Raw genomic sequence first — 22511 nt, 5'->3', positions numbered from 1 at the left:
ATCCGCCCTTCGGGGCTTTCAGAGAAGCAGGATCTCGGCGTTAACATTTTTCGACGTACAACCAGTATGCCTGTAACGGTTGCCTTGATCTCCCGCTTCTCTGTAAGCCAGAGGCGTCATTGACTTATTCGCACCTTCCCTATAGCAGCTACATCAATTTTATCACACTGCCTCTCTTATTTTGATTCCCGACTCATTATTACTGTAGCGACCAGAAAATATTGTGACTACAGTTGCACAATAAGTTTGTGCCACCTGATTAGTGGTGACAAACCTGCCGTCATGTAAAGAGTAAAGAGGTTAAAGCCTGTGTTATCCGCAGCTTCCCTTACCCAAGCCCCAGGAAACCCGCGAATAACTATTTATCAGTACTCGACAGACCCTATCGTGTCGTAGCATAGCTATGCAGCTATAAACTGAAAATTGGACTTGTGCGTATCTTCCCTTTACTCTGGCCCTCCCCTTTTTATTAACCGGTGGATGAAGACGCCTTCTCAAGCGTCATATTGAGTGCAGCTAGCGTTAAATTGGTCGTATGAGCGCCTAATCTAGCGACCTTATTCCACAAACCCCACCCACACAGATACCATTTCATAAGGATTATCCATAATGAAAGTACGAAACAAGCACAACCGCCGCCTACGCAAAAAACTGTTCCTGGGTGAATTTGCCGTGAACCTCTTTGAGATACAGGTAAAGCTATCCACTAACAACGAGAGTGATTTGGACGCATTCATTGCGAGCTTTGTTGACCAACTTGAGAAGCAAGGACTGACCTACTTTGGGTACTCAGATCCTGACGGAATTCAGGGCCATGTACTCTCTCAACAGCGCTATGAATCTCCGTCAGAGAGTCAGAGACAAGCGTTGTCTGATTGGTGTGGCACTTACGCCACTATTGAGAATTACGAAGTTGGCGAGTTGATAGACATTAATCAAGCTTAACGTGCTGGTTGTTGCTGTATCAGAAGACTAGGTCACCGACTAAGCGGCAGGCTCTAAAAAGCATCCCCATAGATTAGAAATAGCCCCTCAATGGGTGTCGAATGTTACGACACCCGTTTTCAAGAAGCTGGCGCTTTCCTGCTGATTCACTGCGCCCATTCCAATCAGAAAGAGACAAACGCTCAAAAGCGAACACCCCTTTGGCTACAACTATCAGCGCCATACAGTTACTCACATATCCTGTGGATAACTGTGTGAGGACGCTCTGGACTTCTCTGTTATCGCCTTGCTGTATAGTCGCTATAAGGGATTGGGTGAAATCCAACCAACCTCACTGACCGCTGAGCATTCACGCAGTAACCTCTACTTTTAGCATCTGCTAATAAAGGGAGGATTACCCCAGCAGTCGTTGTTTGTTATCGCTGTTTAACAGTGCACAAGTCCGGCAATCACCGAACTACGACATAAGCGGCTTAAAGCGGTGTTGGCTCGTCAGCATGGCCGGCAAGGAAACGACGACGGGTCCCCTCTTTTTGATACTCAAAAAACGCCTCATCCATTGATTCGGCAGCCTGATCAAGGCGCAGACCATCATAACAGATACCCAACCCACCTTCTTCTTGTAAAGCCTGAATACGGGCTTTACCGGCCTGTTTTTTATTGACCTGGTGGGGTTGAAAAAAGTCCAGATCGCGAACAGTTATCTCATCGCCCTGCTCAATAAAGCCAGCTTTCACGGCCCGTTGCATCAACTGCTCACCTTTGCCGCTGCGAATAATCACCGCATTGCTGCCCGGATCATCCTTTTCGGTCGTCGAATCCACCAGACTGCCCGGCCAGCTATCGGCGGCCGCTAAGTCTGCACCTTCACCAATACCGTTCGGACAGGTCTTGCAACGGAACGGGATCGACCAGTTTTCGTCCTCGCCCCAAAACTCATTATAGCTGCGCAAGAATATCTCTCCTCCTTTATTCTTTACCTTTACCGGCCCCGGACAACCATGACCACGGTAACGGATATGCGCAAGGTCTTGGCGCGCTACCCCAAGCGATGACAGAAACGCGTTCAGTCCGGATGGTGACATAGATCCGCCACAGACAATTGCCAGCTTGTAACGTATAAGCTGCTCAACCCTAGCATCGAACTTGGCATAGTTATTCAGGGCCGATACATCGCAAGGTTTACCAATAAATGCGAACGGCTTGCCTTTTTCCAACAGTTTGACGATATCGATTAGCGGTGCTGCAGGCCCGTAACGGGAGCCCGAGGCTTCGATCACATCAGCGTTGGTAAAACTGAGATGCCGTTCACCAAAGGCCGGCTCGGTCTCTGACGCCTTAACGTGCAATACAAAGTCTACTTCCTTACTGGCTATCATATACTGCGCCAGACCCGTCATCACGCCACCCGTTGATGCTTTAAAACGTACCTCAGGTTGTCCAGCCCAAGCCATCACACTGTGCAGGTTTTGGCCCCAGATCAGGTCTTGATCGATCGTTTGATTAACATGCTTATCAAGACTGACCTTAATGCCAGGACAAACCTGATAGATCCGGTCTACTACAGCATCACTCAGATTGCCCACCACAGCGGGCCGCTTATAGCCGGTCGGCTGTGTGCGTACTTGAATCGACTCAGGCCCTGCGATTGATTGACACAAACCACAACCCGTACAGAGCCCTTCTTGTACTATTCGGTACAGACGTTGTTTGGCCGTCGGTTTTATCCCGTTAGACGCTTTCTGATTAGGGATATTTTTCACCGGGATAGTATATTCAAACATTTTCATTTTCCTCAGGTAACAGCCTAGATATTCAGACCCACCAACGAAGCCCTTTTGTCTTGCATGATCATTTTTATGATCGCTAGCCTGTCCCCAAGGCTAAATTCAATCAAATCAATATTTGACTAGATGAAATCAGCTTTTTCGATCACTTATCCCTAAGGAAGGTGCGAATAAGATTACATGTCGTAAAGAGGCCTAATTGACTTATTCGCACCTTTCTTAGGTCTTTGCTCAATGCCCCTCCTGATACCAGTGATCGCTGGTAAAGCCACTATCAAGAGGCTGGAGAAGCCGGTTCTTTCTTGCTTCGAATTAAAAGCATGAGTTGTCGCTAAAGCAATGCATTACTCGCCTTTCATTCTAGTGCCTATAGACGCGCTGAGGTGTCGAATATTGCGATCCTATCATTTGTAGCTAAGATGAGAGTGGCCAATAAATTATCAATATCGATGCACCCAAGGTGATTGATTAAGACTGTTATATAGAGTGCAGTTATGATCTGCATGCTATAAGCTTATTTTTCATATGTGTTAGTGCATTTTATTTATAGCTTGATACCCCTACGGAAGGTGGATATTTGTAGCTTTTTTGTATGGTTACTCAATGAAATCAAAAAATTATCCCCTCTATATCACGTTAATATATGTCGTCGTTTCAGTTCTCTGGATAGTCCTATCTGATGGCCTTGTACTAGCCTTACCTAGCTCCTTGCATGCACCGCTGCAGACGCTTAAAGGATGGATCTTTGTTTGTATCACTGGCGTGCTAATTTATAGCCTGATGAGGAAAGAAAAAGTTGCAACGGCTCGGGTTATTGATGATCTTAAGTCGAGTAAAAAACAACTCTCCGACTTACATAATAAAAACACCTCGATGTTAGAAGCGTTACCCGTCGCGATTGTTGAAATGGATTTCTCGTTAGCGAAACAACATATCGACACGGTGATGCAGTCTTATCAGGGCGAGTTAAGCGATTGGTTTCATGCCTCGCCAAAGAACATCGATGCCATCATCGAACAAATATCTATAAAGTCGGTCGATGGTGCTGCCTGTGAGTTGTTTGGCGCAGACTCTCCAGATAAGTTAATCTCCAATTTTAGGCAGGTATTTACACCCACCGCCTTAGATCTCATCAAAAAAAATCTCGTTTTGTATTATAACGGGCAAACCTCCGTCAAGAGTGAAACCGAGTTTGCCCGTTTTGATGGCTCTACTTTTGCGGCCTCAACCTATACAACGCTCGCTTTGAATAGTGAGGGTTCTTGGTCGCGCATGGTGGTGATCGTAGAAGATATCACTGAAAAGGTGACCGCGACAAAAGCCGTCAATAGCTTTTTTGATCTCGATATCAATCTTAATATTATTACTGATCTCGACAGCATCATCGTGCGAGCTAATCAGGGGTGGCAATCTCTTTTAGGTTATAGTCCTGTCAACCTAGAAGGGCTGTGGTTGTTGGATCTCGTGCATCCAAGCGACACCGATGCAACCATCAACGCGATGCTGTCAGCGAGAGCCAACAACACAACACTGTCATTTGAAAACCGCTGCAAAGATCATCATGGCGAGTATCATCTGTTGTCTTGGTCCGCGAGCTGCCCCTCAGAATCAAACCTCATTTATGCTGTGGCAACGGATATCACGCAACAAAGACAGGCCGAAGAGCAGCTTCATACAGCAGCTTCAATCATCAACAGTACCTCTGAAGGAACGATGACGACGGATCTTGATGGCTGCATTCAGGATGTGAACCCCGCTTTTTCGGCGATTACCGGCTATCAGCGCGCCGATATTGTGGGTAAAAACCCGCGTGTATTGTCATCGGGGCGTCACGACCGTAACTTCTACCAAAATATGTGGAAAGCCTTGGTCGTGGATGGCCAATGGCAAGGCGAGGTTTGGAATCGCACTCGTGCTGGTGAGGTGTACCCTCAATTTCTAACCATTAATAAATTGACCGACCATCAGGAACGATTACAAGGCTATGTGGGTGTGTTTACCGATATCTCTGACATAAAGCAAAGTGAAGAGACCATCATTAAACTCAGCACCCTCGATGCTTTAACGGAGCTGCCCAACTGGACGGTATTCACTGAACGTCTGCAACACTCGATCGATAGAAGTGCTCGAAAAAATCAACAGCTGTGTGTCCTTTCCGTCGATATCGATAACTTTAAGCTGATCAATGAAAGCTTAGGCTTTGATATCGGCGATGACCTACTCATACAGGCTTCTAAACGTTTAAAGCTGTGTGTACGTACCGAAGACACCGTGGCGAGGCATGGCGGTGACGAATTCAAATTATTAATTGAAGATGTACAGGATACAGCCGTTATTCATAAGGTGGTGGAACAGCTTTATGCTGCCTTTAATGACCCCTTTATGCAGAACGGGCAGCTCATCTACTTAAGTATTTGTATCGGTATTAGCCTATACCCTGCCGATGGCGACTCTATTTCAATGTTAGTGCGCAATGCCGATACCGCCCTGACTCAAGCAAAATCGTTGGGGTCGGGTCGCTATCAGTTTTATTCGCAGGCGTTAACCGAGGTCGCCTTAGAAAGTATGTTGATTGAAAATGCGCTGCGGCTAGCGATTAAACATGAGCAACTGTTTTTGGTGTATCAGCCACAGTTTGATATTAAAACGCATCAGCTGGTCGGCCTAGAAGCCCTTATCCGCTGGCAACATCCCGACATCGGCTTAGTCTCGCCGATGAAGTTTATCCCTATAGCCGAAAGAACGGGGATGATTCTAGAGATTGGCAAGTGGGTCATTAAAACCGCCTGTATGCAGGGTAAAGCCTGGTTAGACGCGGGCTATGATTTTGGCCGCATAGCCGTCAATGTGTCGGGCTCACAGCTCATTCATAGTGACTTGTACAAAGACGTTAAGCAGATCCTCACACTCAGCCAGTTTGATCCAGAACGGTTGGAAATAGAAATTACCGAAAGCTTTATTATGCAAAACGAAGTTAAGGCCAGCGAAGCACTTAACAAACTGCGTAAAGATGGTATTAGAACGGCCATCGATGATTTTGGCACTGGCTATTCATCGCTCAGTTATCTAAAAAAACTGCCCATTGATAAGCTGAAAATTGATAAATCCTTTGTCAATGAACTGCCCGATAATATGGATGGGGTCGCTATTGTTAATGCGATTATCTCTTTAGGCAAAGCGCTGAATCTGAGCCTGATTGCGGAAGGTGTCGAAACATTAGAACAAGAACAAAGCCTTATTCATCAAGGCTGCGATCAGGTGCAGGGGTTCTTACATAGCAAACCATTAGCCAGTGAGTTGGTTGAGTCACGTTACTTAAAAGGGTGACAGATGCTTTTCACTTCGGCCTGATCAACAGGCTCGAAGCGCATGAGGTTAATATCAGCCACACTGCATCCCTTACGATGAAGCCGCTAGCCCGCATTTTGCTCCCATTGCTGTTTTTTACGGTAGATGGTTGAAGCACTGATTTCTAGGAATGCGGCCGCGCGCGGCACATTGCCTTGGCACTGAGCAATTGCTCGCTCAATAATCCGTTTCTCTGCTAACCACAAAGGCTCGATGGTATCACTTTCACGGGTGCGGCTTGCTCTTGCATCAGGGTCAACGGGTGGCGCATCCGTAGCACGTGTGAGAGGCGGTACGACATTGGCCTGATTATCATCGAGATTCAAGGTATTCAACGGCGCAGGTAACATATCGACCGAGACGTGTTCAGCATCATTCAAGACAACGATATTACGCACCACATTACTCAACTCACGCACATTACCCGGCCAGCGATAGTTGAGGAAAATTTGCGCCACCTCGGCAGTAAAACCGCTAAAAGATTTATCTTCATCGGCACTGTATTCCGCTAGCATTTCATTCGCAATGAGCAGGCAATCGCGCCCACGCTCACGCAGAGGCGGCATAACAATGGGGATCACATGTAAACGATAGTAAAGGTCTTCGCGAAAACGGCCTGCGCGCACTTCTTCTAAGGGATCTCGATTAGTGGCACAAATAAAACGAATATCAACGCTCACCTCTCGACTACTCCCTACCGGCTGAAAGGTGCCCGATTGAATAAAGCGGAGTAACTTACTCTGCAACTCCATCGGCATTTCACCAATTTCATCCAAAAATAGTGTGCCGCCGGCGGCCTTAGACGCCGCCCCCTCACGAGCAGTTAAGGCACCGGTAAAGGCCCCTTTAATATGACCAAAAATCTCACTTTCCAATAAATCGCGAGGTATCGCCGCGCAATTCAGAGCCACATAGGGCTTGTCGGCCCGCTGACTTTCGGCATGAACCGCCTCTGCACATAACTCTTTGCCGGTGCCACTCTCGCCGGTGATAAACACCGTCGCACGGCTGCTGGCCGCACTTTCTATAATCCGATAGACACTCTGCATCGTTAACGCAGCGCCGAACATCTTATGAAACCGGTCACGCACACAGGTCTTTTCATACTGATCAACAATTTCACTTAAACGACGTTCTTTAAGTGCATTAACAACTGTTAGTTTTAGACGCGCCGCATCAAAAGGTTTAGTCAGAAAATCTGAGGCCCCGCACTGTATCGACTCCACCGCAATATCGACCGAACCATGCGCCGTAATCATAATAATAGGCAGGTGATGGTCCGATGCGCGCAGTTTTCTCAGAATATCTAAGCCGGACATATCAGGCAGACGCACATCGAGTAATAGCAGATCGAAGTGATTGTCATTGATCGCCGCCAACGCATCGGCACCGTCATGCACCACGGTGACCCGATAATCGGCTTCTAAATAACTACGATACACCATTGCCGTAGACTGACTGTCTTCTACCAGCAAGAGATGATTTAACGAGGTTCGATCCACCATGACTGACTTATCCCTTTCAATCAATAACCTTTGCGTCACACTCACCGTAGCGTAACGAATGAGTCGATCATAGTAGCCTCATCAGGTTAACGGAGGCAAGTGATTGCGATAGCTTGCATAACCCTCTTGAGTGGCGCTGCAAATGTGCAGCAACTCACTGCTATGGGCCTGTATTGTCGCCATATCGCCATCACGTCCGGCCGTTTCCATCACTTCAGCTAAGGATTGCAAATGGATGGCACCGAAGGTACCGCAACAGCTTTTTAGGGCATGAGCATGTTCTCTCACGGTGGTCGCATCACCCGCCAATAGAGCAGCATTCAGGGCAGAAGAACGGCTCTGCAACTCATCAATAAACATATCCAACATCGGCCGCAATGCCGCCTCAGAGGTGTCCTTTTTCAGCTGATCGATTACCTGGGTATCCAGTAACGGCTGACGATCGTCAAACGACGCTAGCATCATGCTGTCTTCATCTACCACCGGCGACACAAGATGCTCTTCGATCACTCGCATCATACGCTGGATATCAAAGGGTTTACTGACCACATCATCCATACCCACTTGGCGACAACGTTCAATCTCACTCACTTCAGCGTTAGCCGTCAACGCAATGATAGGGGTCTGCTGATTCGGGCCGGCTTCTGCACGTAGGCACCGAGTCGCATCGATACCGTTCATATTCGGCATCCTGACATCCATCAAGATGAGATCAAAATGATGTACGCCGGCCTGATTCAACGCGTCACGACCATCGACCGCCGGGGTTACCTTAAACCCACGACTCTTCAGTAACTCAATGGCCACCAGACGATTAGTCGCCACATCATCCACCAGCAATATATGTCCAGACATCATGGGAGTTTTCGGCTGACGGGAGCCGAGCGGCTGATCACCGGCGTGATTCATTCGATAACAGATATCACTGCACGACAGCGGCTTAAGCACCACATCACATTGCAAGCCTGCGGGCAGATCCACACCTGGACGTTTCATCACCAGTTTCCTAGCGATGCTATCGGAAAGCCAAGACAGCTGCGGTGATGCGACATGCAAACAACGATCGTCAATCAACAGGGTATCGGCGGCGCTGAGGCCAGTGGCCTCACAGGCGTGTTGTAATTGCGATACGCTTGAACAGCGATGATACTCTACGTCCATCGAGGCTAATTTATTAGCAAAGGCTCGGCACAGTACGGTGTTGCTAGAGACTATCCACACCTTACCGCATACCCTACTAGAATCGGCATGGCTGCCTTGTGGCTTCAAGGTCACCGGCAGTCGAAAAAAGAAGCGACTGCCGATGCCGATGGTGCTTTCCACCTTGATCTCGCCACCCATCAACTCGACCAGTTTGTTCGCGATCGTTAACCCGAGACCGGTACCACCATTGCGTGAGTCGCGAGTCGCATCGACCTGCTCAAATTCATTAAATACCTGATCCAAATGCTCTGGAGGAATACCCACGCCGCTATCGTTCACCGAGACTAAAAGAAAGTCATCTCCTTGCGCATTTTGCTCGCTCGAGATATCCACCATCACGAGGCCGTGAGCGGTAAACTTGATGGCATTATCCACCAGAATACTGATTACCTGACGCAACCGATCCGGATCGACCGTGACCAGCCCCAGCGTCGGATCAATACTTGATAGCAGCTCGACATCGCTACTGTCTACGCTCGCATAAGCCGAACGTAGCAGCTCATCGACAAGCAACGTCAAGTCTGCGTCTGTGGCCACGATAGCCATATGGCCGGCTTCAATTTTGCTAAAGTCCAGCACCTCATTAACCACCGAGAGTAGTGCTCTACCTGCGCTTTGCGCTGTCTTTAAAAGGTGTTGATGCTCTGCATTATTGACCCGCTCGGCCACCAAATTAACGGCCCCTAAGACCGCATTCAACGGTGAACGGATTTCGTGACTCATATGCGACAGAAAACGAGACTTTGCCATTGAGGCTTGTTCGGCAGCGTCTCTAGCGTCGATCAGTTCTTGTTCAGCCTGTTTACGGCCACTGATATCCCGCAGGAAGGCAGTCGCTAAGCGTTCCCCATCAATTTCGGCTGCCACGAGAGACAGTTCAACGGGGAAGCGATCGCCGTTTTTACGTATCGCTTCCACTTCAACGCGACCACCAATCAAAGGCCCGTGGCCCGTCTCTCGAAAATGCGCCATGCCACGACGGTGCGCTTCCCGCATCTCCTCCGGAATAATGAAATCCTCCAACATAGAGCCGAAAATCTCGTCACTCGACCAACCAAAGACCTGCGCCGCGATAGCATTATATTCCACTACTCGGCCGTCCATATCCACCGTTATCATGGGGTCGAGACTGGCATCGGTGATCATCGATTTGATCTTGGTAGAACGCCGAGCAAGCGCCTCCAACTGCTGCTGTTCAGTCTTGTCTCGAAACTGCCCAATCAAATAATGATCGCCATTAACACGCATATACGAGACAGATAGATCGAAAGGAAACTCACTACCATCCTGACGTTTCCCTATCACCGTGCGGCTGAGATTACTCGTCTCCACCAGCTCACCTTGCATAAAGGCCTGCAGATAATCCTCATGCTTTTGATGATTCGCCGTTGGCATCAGCAGGTTAATATTGCGCCCGAGCAATTCGTCCTGATCATAACCAAACATTCGCTCAGCGGCGGGATTAACGCGATGAATATTACCGCGACTATCGATACTGATAATGCCATCAACTAGCGATTCAAGCACCGTACTCAAATAGCCTTCGCTGCCGGCAATTTTTTGATTTAACCTATTTAGATCCTCAGACTGCTGCTGCAACTGTTGCTGCTCAGCATTAATCTTTTCGATCATCAGGTTAAATGCCTTCGCCGCCTCCGTAAATTCATCATTCCCGTATGTGGTCGCTCGTTGATGCCAATGCCCACTGGTGACGGCTTTGGCAGCAGCGGTGAGGCTCTTTACGCCACGGCTTAAATAACTGCTGAGCCAAATAGAAACCAACGCCACTAATAACAACTCAGCCCCAGCAATCGTCCCCAGCCACTGACGGGCATCATTCATCAACAGGTGTTCCGGCGCCACCGACAACCCCAGATGCACCGTGCCAAACCATAAGCCTCCCTGACGAATATCTGCATGAACATCAAACACCCCATCATCGACATTTCCGAGCGCTTCATCTAAATGGCGTAAATCATCTTGGTGGGTCTGATCACCGGTGCTGACCATCACACCCTGCTTATCGACGATTTTAAGGTAAGCCACGTCAGGGAATGAACCCACCTGTTCCGCCATCTCCTGCAGTGTGGCGAGATCGGAAGCAATCACCGCATTCTCACTCATTAAAGCAAACAGGCTAACGGTCTCTGCTGCCCGCCGCGACACCGCGTCATCAACGCTGTTCTCCAGATACACCAGTGACTGCCACACAAGGATTAACAGAAAGACGGCCTCAATCGCGGCAATACTCAACATCATTTTTATTCGGAACGACATGCTAAACGCCTCTTGCTTATGAGCAGAAACCGCTCAATAAGGACTCATTAAACCAAGCATCACTCAACAGGACTTCAGTGCTAGGCTGATACTCTAATCGACTATCTCTACTCGCCTATCTCTTCTCGCTCACCCAATACCTGCTGTAGGTGTAAAGCACGGACATCATTCCAATCACTATCAACGGCCACTTCAAACCCCTTAATTTTAAGGGGCCGCAACGCAGCAGCACCAGCCTCGGTTGAGGCTAACTGAACCAAGGCCGCCCGCAACTGCGCCACCACTGCAGCATCGACTCGAGGATGGGCAGCAATAGCATGTGCGGTAAAACCCGACGAACGCCAAATAACCTGCAATTGCTCTCGAATACGCGGCTCCAGCGCATCAAATGTACGCTGAATGCCGCCGCCGGCAATGAAGCGGCCTGCGGCTACATTTCGATACACCGCATCATGTGAGTTGACGAACACCGCTTGATAGGGAATGCCTTTTACGCCAAGCGTGCCGCGGGTTAACAGCGTCGCAGCAAACGCCGCCGGCGCAGGAAACGCCAGCTGCTCACCGGCAAGGTCTTCCAGTCCATGCAAGGATCGTTGTTTACTCGCGACCACAATGCCCTCGATACGCTTATCACGCGCTTTCACCAAAGGACGAAAACCTAACGCATCACTCACCACGGTATAATGATAGGGGTTCATATAAGCGATATCGTATTCGCCGGCCTGCAGGCGCGCTTCAAATGTTGGAATATCGGGTGCCGTCGCAAACCGCAGCGACACGCCGCTTAACGCGGTTAATTCCCGTAATAAGGGCGCCCAGTCTCGTGCCATTTTGAAAGCCGCCTGCTGCGGCACCATACCGAAGACTAGTTCCGGCGGCGATAATTTCGCCGCATAGGCCGGTACCCCTATGCACAGCATGCTCACGATCAGCAGCCCCGTCGTCCTAACGCGTTGAAATAAGACCACTGTACGTAACAGCGCATTTGATAAAATAATCCGCATGTCGAACATATCAATATGAACCCTTGTTGGTGAAATATAGCCGCCGTGCAACTATATTGCTTTCAAGTAGCTATGTTGAACTAATTGCTTTCAATTAATTATTTCTAACTACTTGTTTCTAACTACCTACGTTTAACTATTAAGCAATCGCCAAGCCAAGTTGCTCAAACCTCTCTCAAGTCTAGCGAGTGCGACATATTTCACCACCCTGCTGCGAGCCTACGCCGCATTTGACGCAGAACGATTCTCTTTTTGATTTGCAAATTGCAAAGCATATCTCGATCGATCACCACGATGGCGCTTTTTTCCCATCAGTATCCCTTAAATCCAGCCGTCAGCCACAGTATGACGAAAAACGGGTTGGCACATTTACTGCTTAGTCTATGCAAACAGGAGGCCTTATGCTGGCAGATAAAGTGACTCAAAAATTTTCCGACGCAACGCCCTTATGGCAACGTGTCCTCGTTGTCGAAGATGTCTTAGCCGAACGAGCTCGTTTAGTGGCCATGCTCACGAAACAAGGGTTTGACGTTGTGCAGGCAGAAAATGGGGCCGTCGCATTGTCGCTGTTGGAGCAGCTTCAGGTAGGGTTAATTATCAGTGACTGGCGCATGCCTGTTGTTGATGGCATGCAGCTATTAACAACGCTACAAGCGCATTCAGAGATACCCCCTTACTTTCTCTTACTGACTGGGCAAAACGCTGTCTGTGATCTTGTCGCAGCCCTTGATGCCGGTGCAGATGACTATATTCGCAAGCCGTTTAATGGTGAGGAGTTACGGGCACGCGTCCAAGCAGGCGCAAGGATCGTACGCCTACGTTCGCAACTGAATCACAGAAATGTACAACTCTCAGAGACGCTGGCGCGGGAATCTAAGCTTCGCAACGCCATTCAGCAAGATCTGATAGCGGCAGAACAGCTACAACGCTCTTTGCTGCCCAGCAACAGCAGCCAATACCCAGGTCTACAGTTTGCTCATTATCTGCAGTCGGCTACCAGCATTGGTGGTGACAGCTATAATGTCCTGCCACTCACCGACACCCATGTAGCGTTCTATCATATCGACATTGCCGGCCATGGTGCGCGTGCCGCCATGCAGTCATTTTCACTCTCGCGTTTTCTGGCCGACCCGACCAGTCATGGTTTGTGTTTAACCGTGACCGACGAACATCAAGTGACACAGCCTATCTCTCCTGAGCTAATTGTCGCTGAACTTAACAAACGCTTCCCATCCGAAGACGAGTGTCGCAACTATTTCACCATGATATACGGCGTATTTGATCTGACCAGCGGTGATGGTCTTTTGTGCCAAGCCGGGCACCCTCATCCATTACAGCTAGCCTCAGAGGGAGAACAGGCTAAAGTAATCCAGCTAGGGCAAGGGGGAACACCGGTAGGACTGATCGACCCCGCCCACTATGAAAGCACCGCATTCCAGTTACAACCAGGAGACAAGCTACTAATCTATTCAGACGGCATACTCAGCTGCCGTCTCAACAACCACGAGGAGATGTCAACGCCTCAGTTGATGACGATGCTAGACCATTATCATCACCAACCGGCCGATACCCTCTGCCAGACGCTAATCGCCGATACGGATAAATTACTCAAGGGTCTGCCTGCGGATGACGATATCTCATGGCTGATTCTAGAGCGCCCACCATTAACATCACAGGAGTAATGCATGAGCCCGCGCGCAAAAGATACTGTCGCCAATAATGCGACCACGTTTGATATCAGCGACCATACCGCAGATATGGCCTGTCGCTGGCTCACCGCCCAATGTGATGACCATGCTATTGATAATCAGGTGGCGTTTCAAATAACGGTCTGTCTGGCAGAAGCGATCAATAATATCCTGCAACATAGCGGCCTCGACAATAATCCGATTCATCTTCAATGCTCTCTGGATTCACAACAGATCATCATCGATATCAGCCACACCGCCGCCCGGTATCAGACGTCTAGCCACACCAGCATCGACTTACTAAAAGAATCAGGGCGTGGCTCTGAGATCATGCGGCTCTGGACGGATCAAATCCACTACCGTCACCTAGACGGCGTCAACCACCTGCGCTTACTGCGCCACTACAAACGCTAAAACATCCCACCGATAAAATGACCAAGCCCCGGAAAAGCCGTATCCCATAGGATGCGGTTTTTTTTAAACATAAAAACCACGCATAAGACTGCTTCGCAAAATGCGAAAAGCCCCCTCTATGTCATTTGCATTTTGCAATATCCACGATTAGCCAGGCCTAACAATTAGCTCAAAAAGCTATTATTTAATCAACAAAAACAAATACTTAAAAAAATAATCGACAGCTGGCACGCGTTTTGAATAACCCTGCATATAAACACTTTTTACTTATCGCTAGCCACTTGGGGATTACCACATGAAACTTAATATAAGCCGCCATCAGCAAGTCGTCACAGTACAACTCACCGAAACACTTGTGATGTCTAACGCCGATACGACCCGTCTCGCCCTGACCGAGTTGACCGACCAAGGAAATCACTTCCTGATCATCGATCTGAGTTTAGTTAATTTTCTCGATTCCAGCGGCCTCGCTGTGTTGATAGCGATCTACAAACAGGTAAACCGTCAACAAGGACAGGTAGTGTTGCTGCAACCACAAAACAACGTTCGCGCGCTGATAGAACTCACCCGTCTGCATCAGATCTTTGATATCTATGAAGATCCGCAGTCTGCCATTCATAGCCTGCAGGCGGCATGAGGCATTTGATGATGAAATGCAAATTATCATCGCTGGTGTTATCCCTGACGCTCATCAGTCTGTGCAGTGGTTGTGCCAAACCTTATTTGTCTCAGTCGCGTGATGCTGACATTGCTACCCGGGGGCATTGGTTCTCGGAAGTTTTACGTCAAACCAACCAACCGGTTAAATACCTCAGCCCGGCGCTGCCCTATTTGGGCTATGAGACAGCCGCGCATGTTATGCCGCATCCGCAGAGCAGCTCGATGGCATCGCAACTATCTGAGCGTCCACCGCTCTCCCCCGGAGATCGTCTGCGTCTAATCATGCCCAATGACGCGCTTTTCAATGGCGTCACTAACGGCACCGAACAGGGCTTCAATGGCGTCTTCACTCTCGGCATCGACGGTACTATCAAGCTGCCTTATTTACCGGTATTACCCGCAGCAGGCTTGAGCATGGCCGAACTGGAAAGCCGTATCAATCACGCCTTGGAAAACGCCGGTATGTTTCGCCACGGCATGGCGAATGTCAGCCTGATGATGCTGCAGTGGGCACCAGTCAAAGTCTATGTTTCCGGTGCCGTGTTTCAGCCGGGTCAACACACAATCAACCAGCGTAAGGCCGATGATCGGGCTGAAGGACGTCTGGATACCAGTGGTGATATGGGGGCCGATCGTTTATTGACCGCCGCCCTGCGCGCCGCCGGCGGTGTTCGTCCCGATGCGGATCTCACCAGCATTGAATTGATTCGTGGACAAACAACCTACTCGCTGGATATCAGCGGCATCGTACTCGGCTACCCTGTCCAACCGATTACGCTGATGCATAATGATCAGATCCGTATCAACAGCACCGGCAGCCCCCAACGAGAACTGGTAAAAAACTCAGCGATCACCCCACCGGGCATTCGTGTGTTTATTTCCAACCTCACGGTGCCGGCAATGAATAATGCCAGTTCCGCGGTCGGCGAACATGCCACCAGCCTGCCTTACGGAGCACGCTTACACAACGCGGTGGTATCGGGCAACTGTGCTGGCGGCAGTGCATCCACTAATAGTGACCGTTATGCGGTACTGGTCACCCAGGATCCGGTTTCGCAACGCGCCATGACCATTGAACGGGATATCGAGGGACTATTGCGCTCTCCCGACCGCCTCGATCTGAACCCTTATCTGATGCCGAACGATAGTGTCGTTTGTTACGACTCTAATATCAGTAATCTGCGCGATATTGGCCGTACTATCACGGACCTCATCCTGCCATTCACGCTGCTGTTCTGAGGGAAACACGGATGACTAACGCGACAGTAGCAGCCGACCAGCCTATCACTGATAGCAGCGCTAATAACGCCAGCGAACCACGTCACCATGGTTTGCTGATGCGTGCCTTGGTTTATGGCACCAGCCTGCCACCAGCACGTCGACGCCGGCTCTATCTACTGGTAATGACAGGGACTTTGTTGCTGGTCTGGGGCCCGATCACCCTGATGATCATGCTCAAACCTGTGAGTTACACCAGCGAATGGACCTTGATCCTGCCCGGTAAAGGCAACGGTCAGACGGTCAATATTGACAGCATCGGTCAGGCAACCTCGAACAATGCATCACCTTTTAGCAACAGTTCAATTGACCCGATCGTAAACTATAAGGCAATAGCAACCAGCCTGCCGGTGTTGGCAGAAGCCGCTAACAAAGTATCTATTTCATCAACGGACTTTGGCACACCGCGGATAAAACTGGTCGACCAGACCTCCATGATCCATTTTCAGGTCAAGGGCTCCAGCGCTCAACTCGCACAACAAAAATCACTGGCACTGTATGAGGCATTACAACAACAGTTAGAAGATCTGCGTAATGATGAAGCCAGACGCATTACCGAAGCCAGCCTTTCCACCATTACCGATTTCGACGCCAAACTGCAGCGGGCGCAGCAACAGAAACTCGATTATCAGGCCCAGACCGGCATCATTTCGGTGGAACAGTTTAATCAGCTCATCTCGCGGCTAGAGCAAAATCAGAATCAGGCTGAACAACTTAAAGCCAAGCGTGAACAGCTTCAATCACAAATCAGCAGCATGCTCGACAATCTGACGTTGGATCAACAGATGCTTCGTCATGCGGTCACCCTGCGTAATGATGCATTGTTCCAGCAACAGTTGGCGCAGCATGCCAATATCCATATCCAGATCAGTAGCGTCGACGCGACATTGGGGAAGAACAATCCCCACCTTCGGCAACTACAGGCAACACACGACTCGATCCAAAGCAAAATTATCGAGCGTGGTCGACGCATCACCGGGCTTAAAAAAATCAGCATTGCAGAACTCATTGATCTGGGTAGCAATGCCCTGGAAAACGAGCTATTGCAGCAGCTGATTATTTTACAGGCCGAATATACCGGCATCGAGCAACAACTCACGGCGGTGCAACAATGGAATACCGACCTTGCAACCCGCATCGATACCACGGCTAGCAATGCCATCAAACTCGAAGATCTATCCCGCAAGCAGCAGGTGGCAACGGCGGTCTTTTCTACCGCACTCGCCAAGCAGGATATCGGCAAGATCGATCGTTTTGCCTCTTATCCGCTGATCCAGATGCTAGCACAGCCAACACTACCGGCGGCACCGGACAACCTGCATACCAAGCTCGCATTAACGGGCGGGGCTGCAGCCACTCTCATCATTCTCTGGGGATTACTCCTATTATGGCTACGCAAGCCCTTACTCCAGCAAATACTGAAGAGCGCCTAGTGTGGGTCGCGCTCACCGCGACCTATCCGCTCTACTTTATCGGCGCCCTCTACATCAGTGGGCCGGTACTCGCTTGGCTGCTGTTTGCACTGGTGCTTAAACGCAGTCGCCAACCGCAAGGCCTGGCACCCATTCCGCTGGCAACCTGGTTATGGATCTGCGGCATGTTACTGATGCTACTGGCACTGATCGTTGGCCACCTCGACTGGCAATTGGGCCTGCCTAAACTGATAAAATCATCTATCGGTTGGGCCAAAGGCTGGGCCTTACTGGCGCTCTTTGTCCTCGCCGGTAGCCTGTCGATCAGGCCTCAAATTGTCTATCGTGCCGCGATGGTGGTGTGTCTACACACTCTTTGTCTGTTACCGCTGTTTATTTTTGCCTGGCTGCTGGGATTACCCGGAACGCCTTACGTATCACCACTCAAGGTGATCGGTGGGCCCGGGCCGGAATTCTTTGCCGTGTCACTGTATGAAATCGATCCAGGAAGCGGCCTACCTCGCTGGCGGCTATTCACCCCGTGGGCTCCCGCACTGGGGTTTGTGGCGAATATTTTCTTTCTCTTCGCGATGCAAGAAAAGGAGCGTCAATGGCGCTGGATAGGCATCTGCGCCAGTATCGCCATGATTCTGATGTCGCAATCACGGCTGGCCGCCGTCAGTCTGATCGTGTTGGCGGGGTTACCACTGGCCTTCAGCATTCTTCGCGGCCCACGTCTGTTCATACTCGCCAGCGCCGCCAGCACGGTATTCGCCTTAATCGGCATCACGCTGCTACAGATGGCCAGTGATTTTTGGGAATCCTTTAAAGGCGCCCGGGCGGACTCCACTCGAGTGCGCGCCACATTGGCACGTATCGCGATTCAACGCTGGCGCGATGAAGCCCCCATTTGGGGACATGGCATTGTTGAACGCGGGCCTCATTTAGTTGAATACATGCCTATCGGCAGTCATCACAGCTGGTATGGCCTGCTCTTCGTCAAAGGCATCGTTGGCTTTGCCGCGCTGGCGATACCGCTGCTCGGGAGCCTTTTGTTACTCGGACTCAACGCGCGACATGACCCACTCATCCGCACCGGCTTTAGTGCTTGCGCCCTGCTCATGCTGTACACATTTGGCGAGAACTTAGAAATTCTTGCCTACCTAATCTGGCCCGCGCTACTGCTCATCGGTATCGCTCATGGTCGCTCGGTGCCCATCGCCCAGCAGCCAACTTCCGCGCCGTTAACACCATTACAATCACCGAAGGCATCATAATGACCCCTATACGCCCACTCTTTTCACTCGCCCGCTACTGGCCCGCCGTTGGTGGCTCAGAGCTACATACACGGGAACTGACGCAGAGACTACAACCCTACGCTGATGTGCGAGTCGTTTGCCATAACAGCGCCAATGGTATCAGTAACGAAGCGGCCAGTGCCAAAGCAGGCCGCTCTAGCTGTCATGATGTCGCCGTTGATGTGCAGCGCGTCGGCCCGCCAGCCGTGACATCAATGCTGATGCAGGGGTTAGCTCGACTGCACCCTCACCTGCGCGCGGCTCGTCCTATCTATGATGAACTTTTACGGCCACTAGCACGCCAAGCGCTATTCGATGCCAGCCATGATCGCGATCTGATTCATGGGGTTTACAACGGCCTGACGACCGTCGCAGAAAGTGCCCTGTGGGCCGCTAGGCAACGTGATATTCCTTTTATCTGGACGCCATTGGCGCACACCGAGGCTCGCGAAGGGCAAGCTTGGTCATCCGACCGCTTTAAGCACCTCTATCGTGAAGCCGATGCGCTAATCGCCATGACCGCCTATGAACGCGACTGGCTGATTCAACGCGGTGCGCGCCCCAGCTCAACCTATATCTGCCCAGTAGGCCCATTACTGACGCCAACGGCAAATGGCGCTAGGTTTCGTCAGGCTCACGGCCTTGGTGAGGCACCGATGGTGCTGTTTCTGGGCCGTCATGTCGACAGCAAGGGTTACCGTCAACTACTCGAAGCAGCCCAAAAGGTCTGGACCCAATTGCCAGAGACTCGCTTCGTGTTTATCGGCCCACAAACAAACGAGTCAATCGCCTGCTTTGCACAGCAGTCAGACCAACGTGTTCTGGTTCTCGATCAGATCAGCGACAGTGCTAAAAATGACGCGCTGGATGCCTGCACCATGCTGTGTGTTCCCTCCACTCAGGAGAGCCTAGGCGTCACCTATATTGAAGCTTGGCACTATAGCAAACCGGTTATCGGCGCCGATATTGAGGTACTGCGCAGCGTGATTGCTGACCAACATGATGGTCTATTAACCACGCCCGACTCAGCCTCTCTGACTGATGCATTACTGACCCTGCTAACCAACCCGACACTGTGTCAGCGGCTTGGCGATAATGGACGACAGAAACTCGATCAGCATTACGATTGGCGAAAGATTGCCACCCGTATGGCCGCGATCTATGCCGACGTACTCAACCAAAAAACACCTCAGCAGGCGGTCCAATGAGCACTCTTTTTCGCCGCATCAGCCGCGGGTTCCTCGATAACCGCCTGGCTCGCAACCTCGCATGGATGGCGGGGACTCAGATGAGTAATCGACTGCTACGCATCATCACCACGATCACCGCTGCACGCTTACTCGGCCCCGAGGTCTTTGGCCTAGCGGCACTGGTATTGGCCACCAATGAAATGGTTCATGTGCTGTCCCATGGCGGCATTTCCGGCAAGCTGATTCAGGCCAGTAAGCATGAGGTAACAGGGCTCAGTGACAGTGGCTATTGGCTCAATTGGATTCTCTGCGGCAGTTTGACACTGTTGCAAATCGGCGCGGCTTACCCCATTGCGCTATTTTATGACAATCCGGATCTGCTGCTACCGATTATCTGTCTTGCCTTCAGCTATTTGCTGCTCCCCTGCGGGACGATTCAGGCGGCCCTTCTAATACGCGAAAATCGACTGAAAGACATTGCTAAAGTTGACATGAGTCAATCGCTGGCCGACACATTGCTCACGCTGATTTTATTGTTGGCCGGGTTTGGCTTATGGGCATTGGTATTGCCAAAACTGCTCGTGGTACCGATCTGGGTCATACAGGTTCGTCGTTACCACCCATGGCGCATCACCACCACACCGACACTACGCGGATGGCGCACTATCGTCAGCTTTGGTAAACACCTGCTATGGATCGATCTGCTGGCAGCGCTGCGAAACAATATCGATTACCTGATTATCGGCCGTTTCTTCGGTGTTGAAGCGCTTGGCATTTACTATTTCGCCTTTAATGCAGGCTTAGGCATCTCACAGGGACTGCTGAGGGCCGCCACCACATCGCTGTACCCACACCTTTGTGAACTGAGTCAACAGACCGAGCAACTACTGAAGCGTGCCTTGCGCAGCACCGCTCTCATCGCAATCGTGCTCGTGCCGTTAATTTTACTACAGGCGATTGCAGCTCCCTATTATGTGCCCATCGTTTTCGGCGAACAGTGGCTTGAGCGCGGCGCCATGCCACTACTCACCCTACTCTGCCTGTCAGCCATACCGCGCATCGTCACAGAAAGCTGTTCTCAGTTACTGCGGGCCTGTAACCGTCCAGCAGCCGATAGCCGCGCTCAAAACCTATTTACCCTCGGTTACATTGGCGCACTACTGCTGGCGACCAACGGCGACTTGATCAATATCGCCATCGCCGTACTCGTGTCACAGCTGGTCTTCGCGCCCTGCTTCGTTCTCTGGTGCCATCAGCTGTTGCGCCAACATTCTTTTATGCAGAACCCCCTATTGGAGAAACTCTGATGCCTTTATGTACTGTTGTCATGCCCGTGTATAACGTCGAAAACTTTGTCGCGTACTCAATCCAATCGGTATTGAACCAATCCTGTGGCGACTTTGAGCTATTGATTGTCGATGATTGCTCGCCCGATGATAGCCTGAAGATCTGCCTTTGCTTTGATGACCCGAGAATACGCATCATTCGTCATAGCCAAAATCGAGGGCTGGCAGGGGCGCGTAATAGTGGTATACGTCAGGCCCGTGGCGAGTATGTCGCCTTTATCGATTCTGATGATTGCTGGGAAGCCGATAAGCTCAGACTGCATGCCGAACACTTAACGCAGAACCCGGCAGTGGGACTATCCTTCAGTCGTTCGGCCTTTATCACCGCCGACGGTCAGCGCACTCGGTGTTATCAGATGCCGCGCCTGACGGATATCGATGCCGGCTATCTATTCTGCAGAAACCCCATCGGTAATGGCTCCGCTCCGGTATTGAGAAAAGAGCTACTGAATCAGATCGCTTATACGGCCGACAGTATTGAAGGCCTCGAGACCTGTTACTTTGATCCCGAATTGCGCCGCTCAGAAGATATCGAATGCTGGGTGCGAATTGCCCTGACAACCTCATGGAAGATAGAGGGAATTCCACAGCCGATGACGCTATATCGACTCAACGAAGGCGGTCTTTCGGCCAGCCTATATCAACAACTAGCATCCTGGGAGCAGGTGGTGGAAAAAACCCGCGCCTATGCGCCGACCTTTATTCGTGACTGGCACAAGATCGCCCGCGCCTATCAACTTCGCTACCTGTCACGTCAGGCTATTCGCCTGCGCTCCGGTCAAGCCGCCGTCTCATTGCTACACAAGGCGCTACATAATCACTGGCGTATCACCTTACAAGAACCGACCCGCACGTTAGTCACGGCCGGTGCCGCCTACCTATTGAACCGCTTACCTAGCGTATACGAACGCCTCGAAAAGAGAGCCAATAAAGTCATTGGCTACCTACAACAGCGGCGTATTCAGCGAGACCTGCGACAACGACAATACAAACCCGCCACGGCGCGCCTATGATATAACGCGATATTTACGACTCAACCTGCGTTGCAAAATGCAAATAACATTTTCAATGCGGGTTTTGAACCGTAAACATAATATTTTATTAAATAATATCAATAAGTTAAGCAACAATAAAGATACTGGCACAAGGCTTGCTT

Annotated in this window: 16 protein-coding genes; 11 read left to right on the top strand and 5 right to left on the bottom strand. The window is 50.4% G+C overall.

Annotation, left to right across the window (positions count from 1 at the left end; genetic code table 11):
- Positions 1–469 precede the first annotated feature (469 nt).
- Positions 470–595 (bottom strand): hypothetical protein, encoded by a 126-nt coding sequence (locus Q4488_RS10375; protein ID WP_303580397.1) that lies wholly within the window; start codon positions 593–595, stop codon positions 470–472.
- Positions 596–609: 14 nt separating this feature from the next.
- Between Q4488_RS10375 and Q4488_RS10370 the strand changes: the two genes are divergently transcribed.
- Positions 610–945, top strand: a complete 336-nt coding sequence (locus Q4488_RS10370) for a 50S ribosome-binding protein YggL (RefSeq protein ID WP_303580396.1) — start codon at positions 610–612, stop codon at positions 943–945.
- Positions 946–1418: 473 nt separating this feature from the next.
- On the opposite strand, the gene Q4488_RS10365 is transcribed toward Q4488_RS10370, so the two are convergent.
- Positions 1419–2729 (bottom strand): Coenzyme F420 hydrogenase/dehydrogenase, beta subunit C-terminal domain, encoded by a 1311-nt coding sequence (locus tag Q4488_RS10365; protein ID WP_303580395.1) that lies wholly within the window; start codon positions 2727–2729, stop codon positions 1419–1421.
- A gap of 783 nt (positions 2730–3512) precedes the next feature.
- Here Q4488_RS10365 and Q4488_RS10360 point away from each other — a divergent pair.
- Complete coding sequence (locus Q4488_RS10360; protein ID WP_303580394.1) at positions 3513–6059, top strand: bifunctional diguanylate cyclase/phosphodiesterase; 2547 nt, start codon at positions 3513–3515, stop codon at positions 6057–6059.
- 86 nt (positions 6060–6145) lie between these two features.
- On the opposite strand, the gene Q4488_RS10355 is transcribed toward Q4488_RS10360, so the two are convergent.
- The 3 genes from Q4488_RS10355 to Q4488_RS10345 all read right to left on the bottom strand — a co-directional run bounded on the left by Q4488_RS10355 (position 6146) and on the right by Q4488_RS10345 (position 11985).
- Positions 6146–7585: a sigma-54 dependent transcriptional regulator gene (locus tag Q4488_RS10355; protein WP_303580393.1), complete on the bottom strand. Its 1440-nt coding sequence runs from the start codon at positions 7583–7585 to the stop codon at positions 6146–6148.
- Between the two features lie 81 nt (positions 7586–7666).
- A complete protein-coding gene (locus Q4488_RS10350; protein WP_303580392.1) occupies positions 7667–11065 on the bottom strand; it encodes a PAS domain S-box protein in 3399 nt (1132 codons plus the stop codon).
- A gap of 107 nt (positions 11066–11172) precedes the next feature.
- Positions 11173–11985 carry a phosphate/phosphite/phosphonate ABC transporter substrate-binding protein gene (locus tag Q4488_RS10345; RefSeq protein WP_303580398.1) on the bottom strand — a complete coding sequence of 271 codons (813 nt, stop codon included), beginning with the start codon at positions 11983–11985 and terminating at the stop codon, positions 11173–11175.
- Positions 11986–12470: 485 nt separating this feature from the next.
- Here Q4488_RS10345 and Q4488_RS10340 point away from each other — a divergent pair, with 485 nt between their 5' ends.
- The 9 genes from Q4488_RS10340 (at position 12471) to Q4488_RS10300 (ending at position 22368) form a co-directional block, all read left to right on the top strand.
- Complete coding sequence (locus Q4488_RS10340) at positions 12471–13751, top strand: PP2C family protein-serine/threonine phosphatase (RefSeq protein ID WP_303580391.1); 1281 nt, start codon at positions 12471–12473, stop codon at positions 13749–13751.
- Between the two features lie 3 nt (positions 13752–13754).
- Positions 13755–14171 (top strand): ATP-binding protein, encoded by a 417-nt coding sequence (locus tag Q4488_RS10335; RefSeq protein WP_303580390.1) that lies wholly within the window; start codon positions 13755–13757, stop codon positions 14169–14171.
- A 295-nt stretch (positions 14172–14466) separates the two neighbouring features.
- The gene (locus Q4488_RS10330) at positions 14467–14808 is read left to right on the top strand and encodes an STAS domain-containing protein (RefSeq protein WP_303580389.1); all 342 of its coding nucleotides are present in this window, start codon (positions 14467–14469) and stop codon (positions 14806–14808) included.
- Between the two features lie 8 nt (positions 14809–14816).
- Entirely contained in the window at positions 14817–16070 is a 1254-nt protein-coding gene (locus Q4488_RS10325) for a polysaccharide biosynthesis/export family protein (protein ID WP_303580388.1), read from the top strand.
- Between the two features lie 11 nt (positions 16071–16081).
- Entirely contained in the window at positions 16082–17542 is a 1461-nt protein-coding gene (locus Q4488_RS10320; RefSeq protein WP_303580387.1) for a hypothetical protein, read from the top strand.
- Positions 17497–18798, top strand: a complete 1302-nt coding sequence (locus Q4488_RS10315; RefSeq protein WP_303580386.1) for an O-antigen ligase — start codon at positions 17497–17499, stop codon at positions 18796–18798. The genes Q4488_RS10320 and Q4488_RS10315 overlap by 46 nt, the downstream gene beginning before the upstream one ends.
- Complete coding sequence (locus tag Q4488_RS10310; protein WP_303580385.1) at positions 18798–20027, top strand: glycosyltransferase family 4 protein; 1230 nt, start codon at positions 18798–18800, stop codon at positions 20025–20027. The genes Q4488_RS10315 and Q4488_RS10310 overlap by 1 nt, the downstream gene beginning before the upstream one ends.
- Positions 20024–21316 carry a lipopolysaccharide biosynthesis protein gene (locus tag Q4488_RS10305; protein ID WP_303580384.1) on the top strand — a complete coding sequence of 431 codons (1293 nt, stop codon included), beginning with the start codon at positions 20024–20026 and terminating at the stop codon, positions 21314–21316. The genes Q4488_RS10310 and Q4488_RS10305 overlap by 4 nt, the downstream gene beginning before the upstream one ends.
- On the top strand, positions 21316–22368 hold the full coding sequence (locus tag Q4488_RS10300; protein WP_303580383.1) for a glycosyltransferase family 2 protein: 1053 nt from the start codon (positions 21316–21318) through the stop codon (positions 22366–22368). The genes Q4488_RS10305 and Q4488_RS10300 overlap by 1 nt, the downstream gene beginning before the upstream one ends.
- Positions 22369–22511: the final 143 nt, after the last annotated feature.

This window comes from Amphritea sp. 1_MG-2023, from assembly GCF_030547545.1.
GTDB lineage: Bacteria > Pseudomonadota > Gammaproteobacteria > Pseudomonadales > Balneatricaceae > Amphritea.
This window is presented reverse-complemented; position numbering and strand designations above follow the sequence as displayed.

What these genes read in the sequence shown, in the direction of transcription:
- Q4488_RS10375 (WP_303580397.1), bottom strand. Translation starts at nt 595, where the DNA reads ATGAAATGGTATCTGTGTGGGTGGGGTTTGTGGAATAAGGTCGCTAGA.
- Q4488_RS10370 (WP_303580396.1), top strand. Translation starts at nt 610, where the DNA reads ATGAAAGTACGAAACAAGCACAACCGCCGCCTACGCAAAAAACTGTTC.
- Q4488_RS10365 (WP_303580395.1), bottom strand. Translation starts at nt 2,729, where the DNA reads ATGTTTGAATATACTATCCCGGTGAAAAATATCCCTAATCAGAAAGCG.
- Q4488_RS10360 (WP_303580394.1), top strand. Translation starts at nt 3,513, where the DNA reads ATGAGGAAAGAAAAAGTTGCAACGGCTCGGGTTATTGATGATCTTAAG.
- Q4488_RS10355 (WP_303580393.1), bottom strand. Translation starts at nt 7,585, where the DNA reads ATGGTGGATCGAACCTCGTTAAATCATCTCTTGCTGGTAGAAGACAGT.
- Q4488_RS10350 (WP_303580392.1), bottom strand. Translation starts at nt 11,065, where the DNA reads ATGTCGTTCCGAATAAAAATGATGTTGAGTATTGCCGCGATTGAGGCC.
- Q4488_RS10345 (WP_303580398.1), bottom strand. Translation starts at nt 11,985, where the DNA reads ATGCTGTGCATAGGGGTACCGGCCTATGCGGCGAAATTATCGCCGCCG.
- Q4488_RS10340 (WP_303580391.1), top strand. Translation starts at nt 12,471, where the DNA reads ATGCTGGCAGATAAAGTGACTCAAAAATTTTCCGACGCAACGCCCTTA.
- Q4488_RS10335 (WP_303580390.1), top strand. Translation starts at nt 13,755, where the DNA reads ATGAGCCCGCGCGCAAAAGATACTGTCGCCAATAATGCGACCACGTTT.
- Q4488_RS10330 (WP_303580389.1), top strand. Translation starts at nt 14,467, where the DNA reads ATGAAACTTAATATAAGCCGCCATCAGCAAGTCGTCACAGTACAACTC.
- Q4488_RS10325 (WP_303580388.1), top strand. Translation starts at nt 14,817, where the DNA reads ATGATGAAATGCAAATTATCATCGCTGGTGTTATCCCTGACGCTCATC.
- Q4488_RS10320 (WP_303580387.1), top strand. Translation starts at nt 16,082, where the DNA reads ATGACTAACGCGACAGTAGCAGCCGACCAGCCTATCACTGATAGCAGC.
- Q4488_RS10315 (WP_303580386.1), top strand. Translation starts at nt 17,497, where the DNA reads ATGGCTACGCAAGCCCTTACTCCAGCAAATACTGAAGAGCGCCTAGTG.
- Q4488_RS10310 (WP_303580385.1), top strand. Translation starts at nt 18,798, where the DNA reads ATGACCCCTATACGCCCACTCTTTTCACTCGCCCGCTACTGGCCCGCC.
- Q4488_RS10305 (WP_303580384.1), top strand. Translation starts at nt 20,024, where the DNA reads ATGAGCACTCTTTTTCGCCGCATCAGCCGCGGGTTCCTCGATAACCGC.
- Q4488_RS10300 (WP_303580383.1), top strand. Translation starts at nt 21,316, where the DNA reads ATGCCTTTATGTACTGTTGTCATGCCCGTGTATAACGTCGAAAACTTT.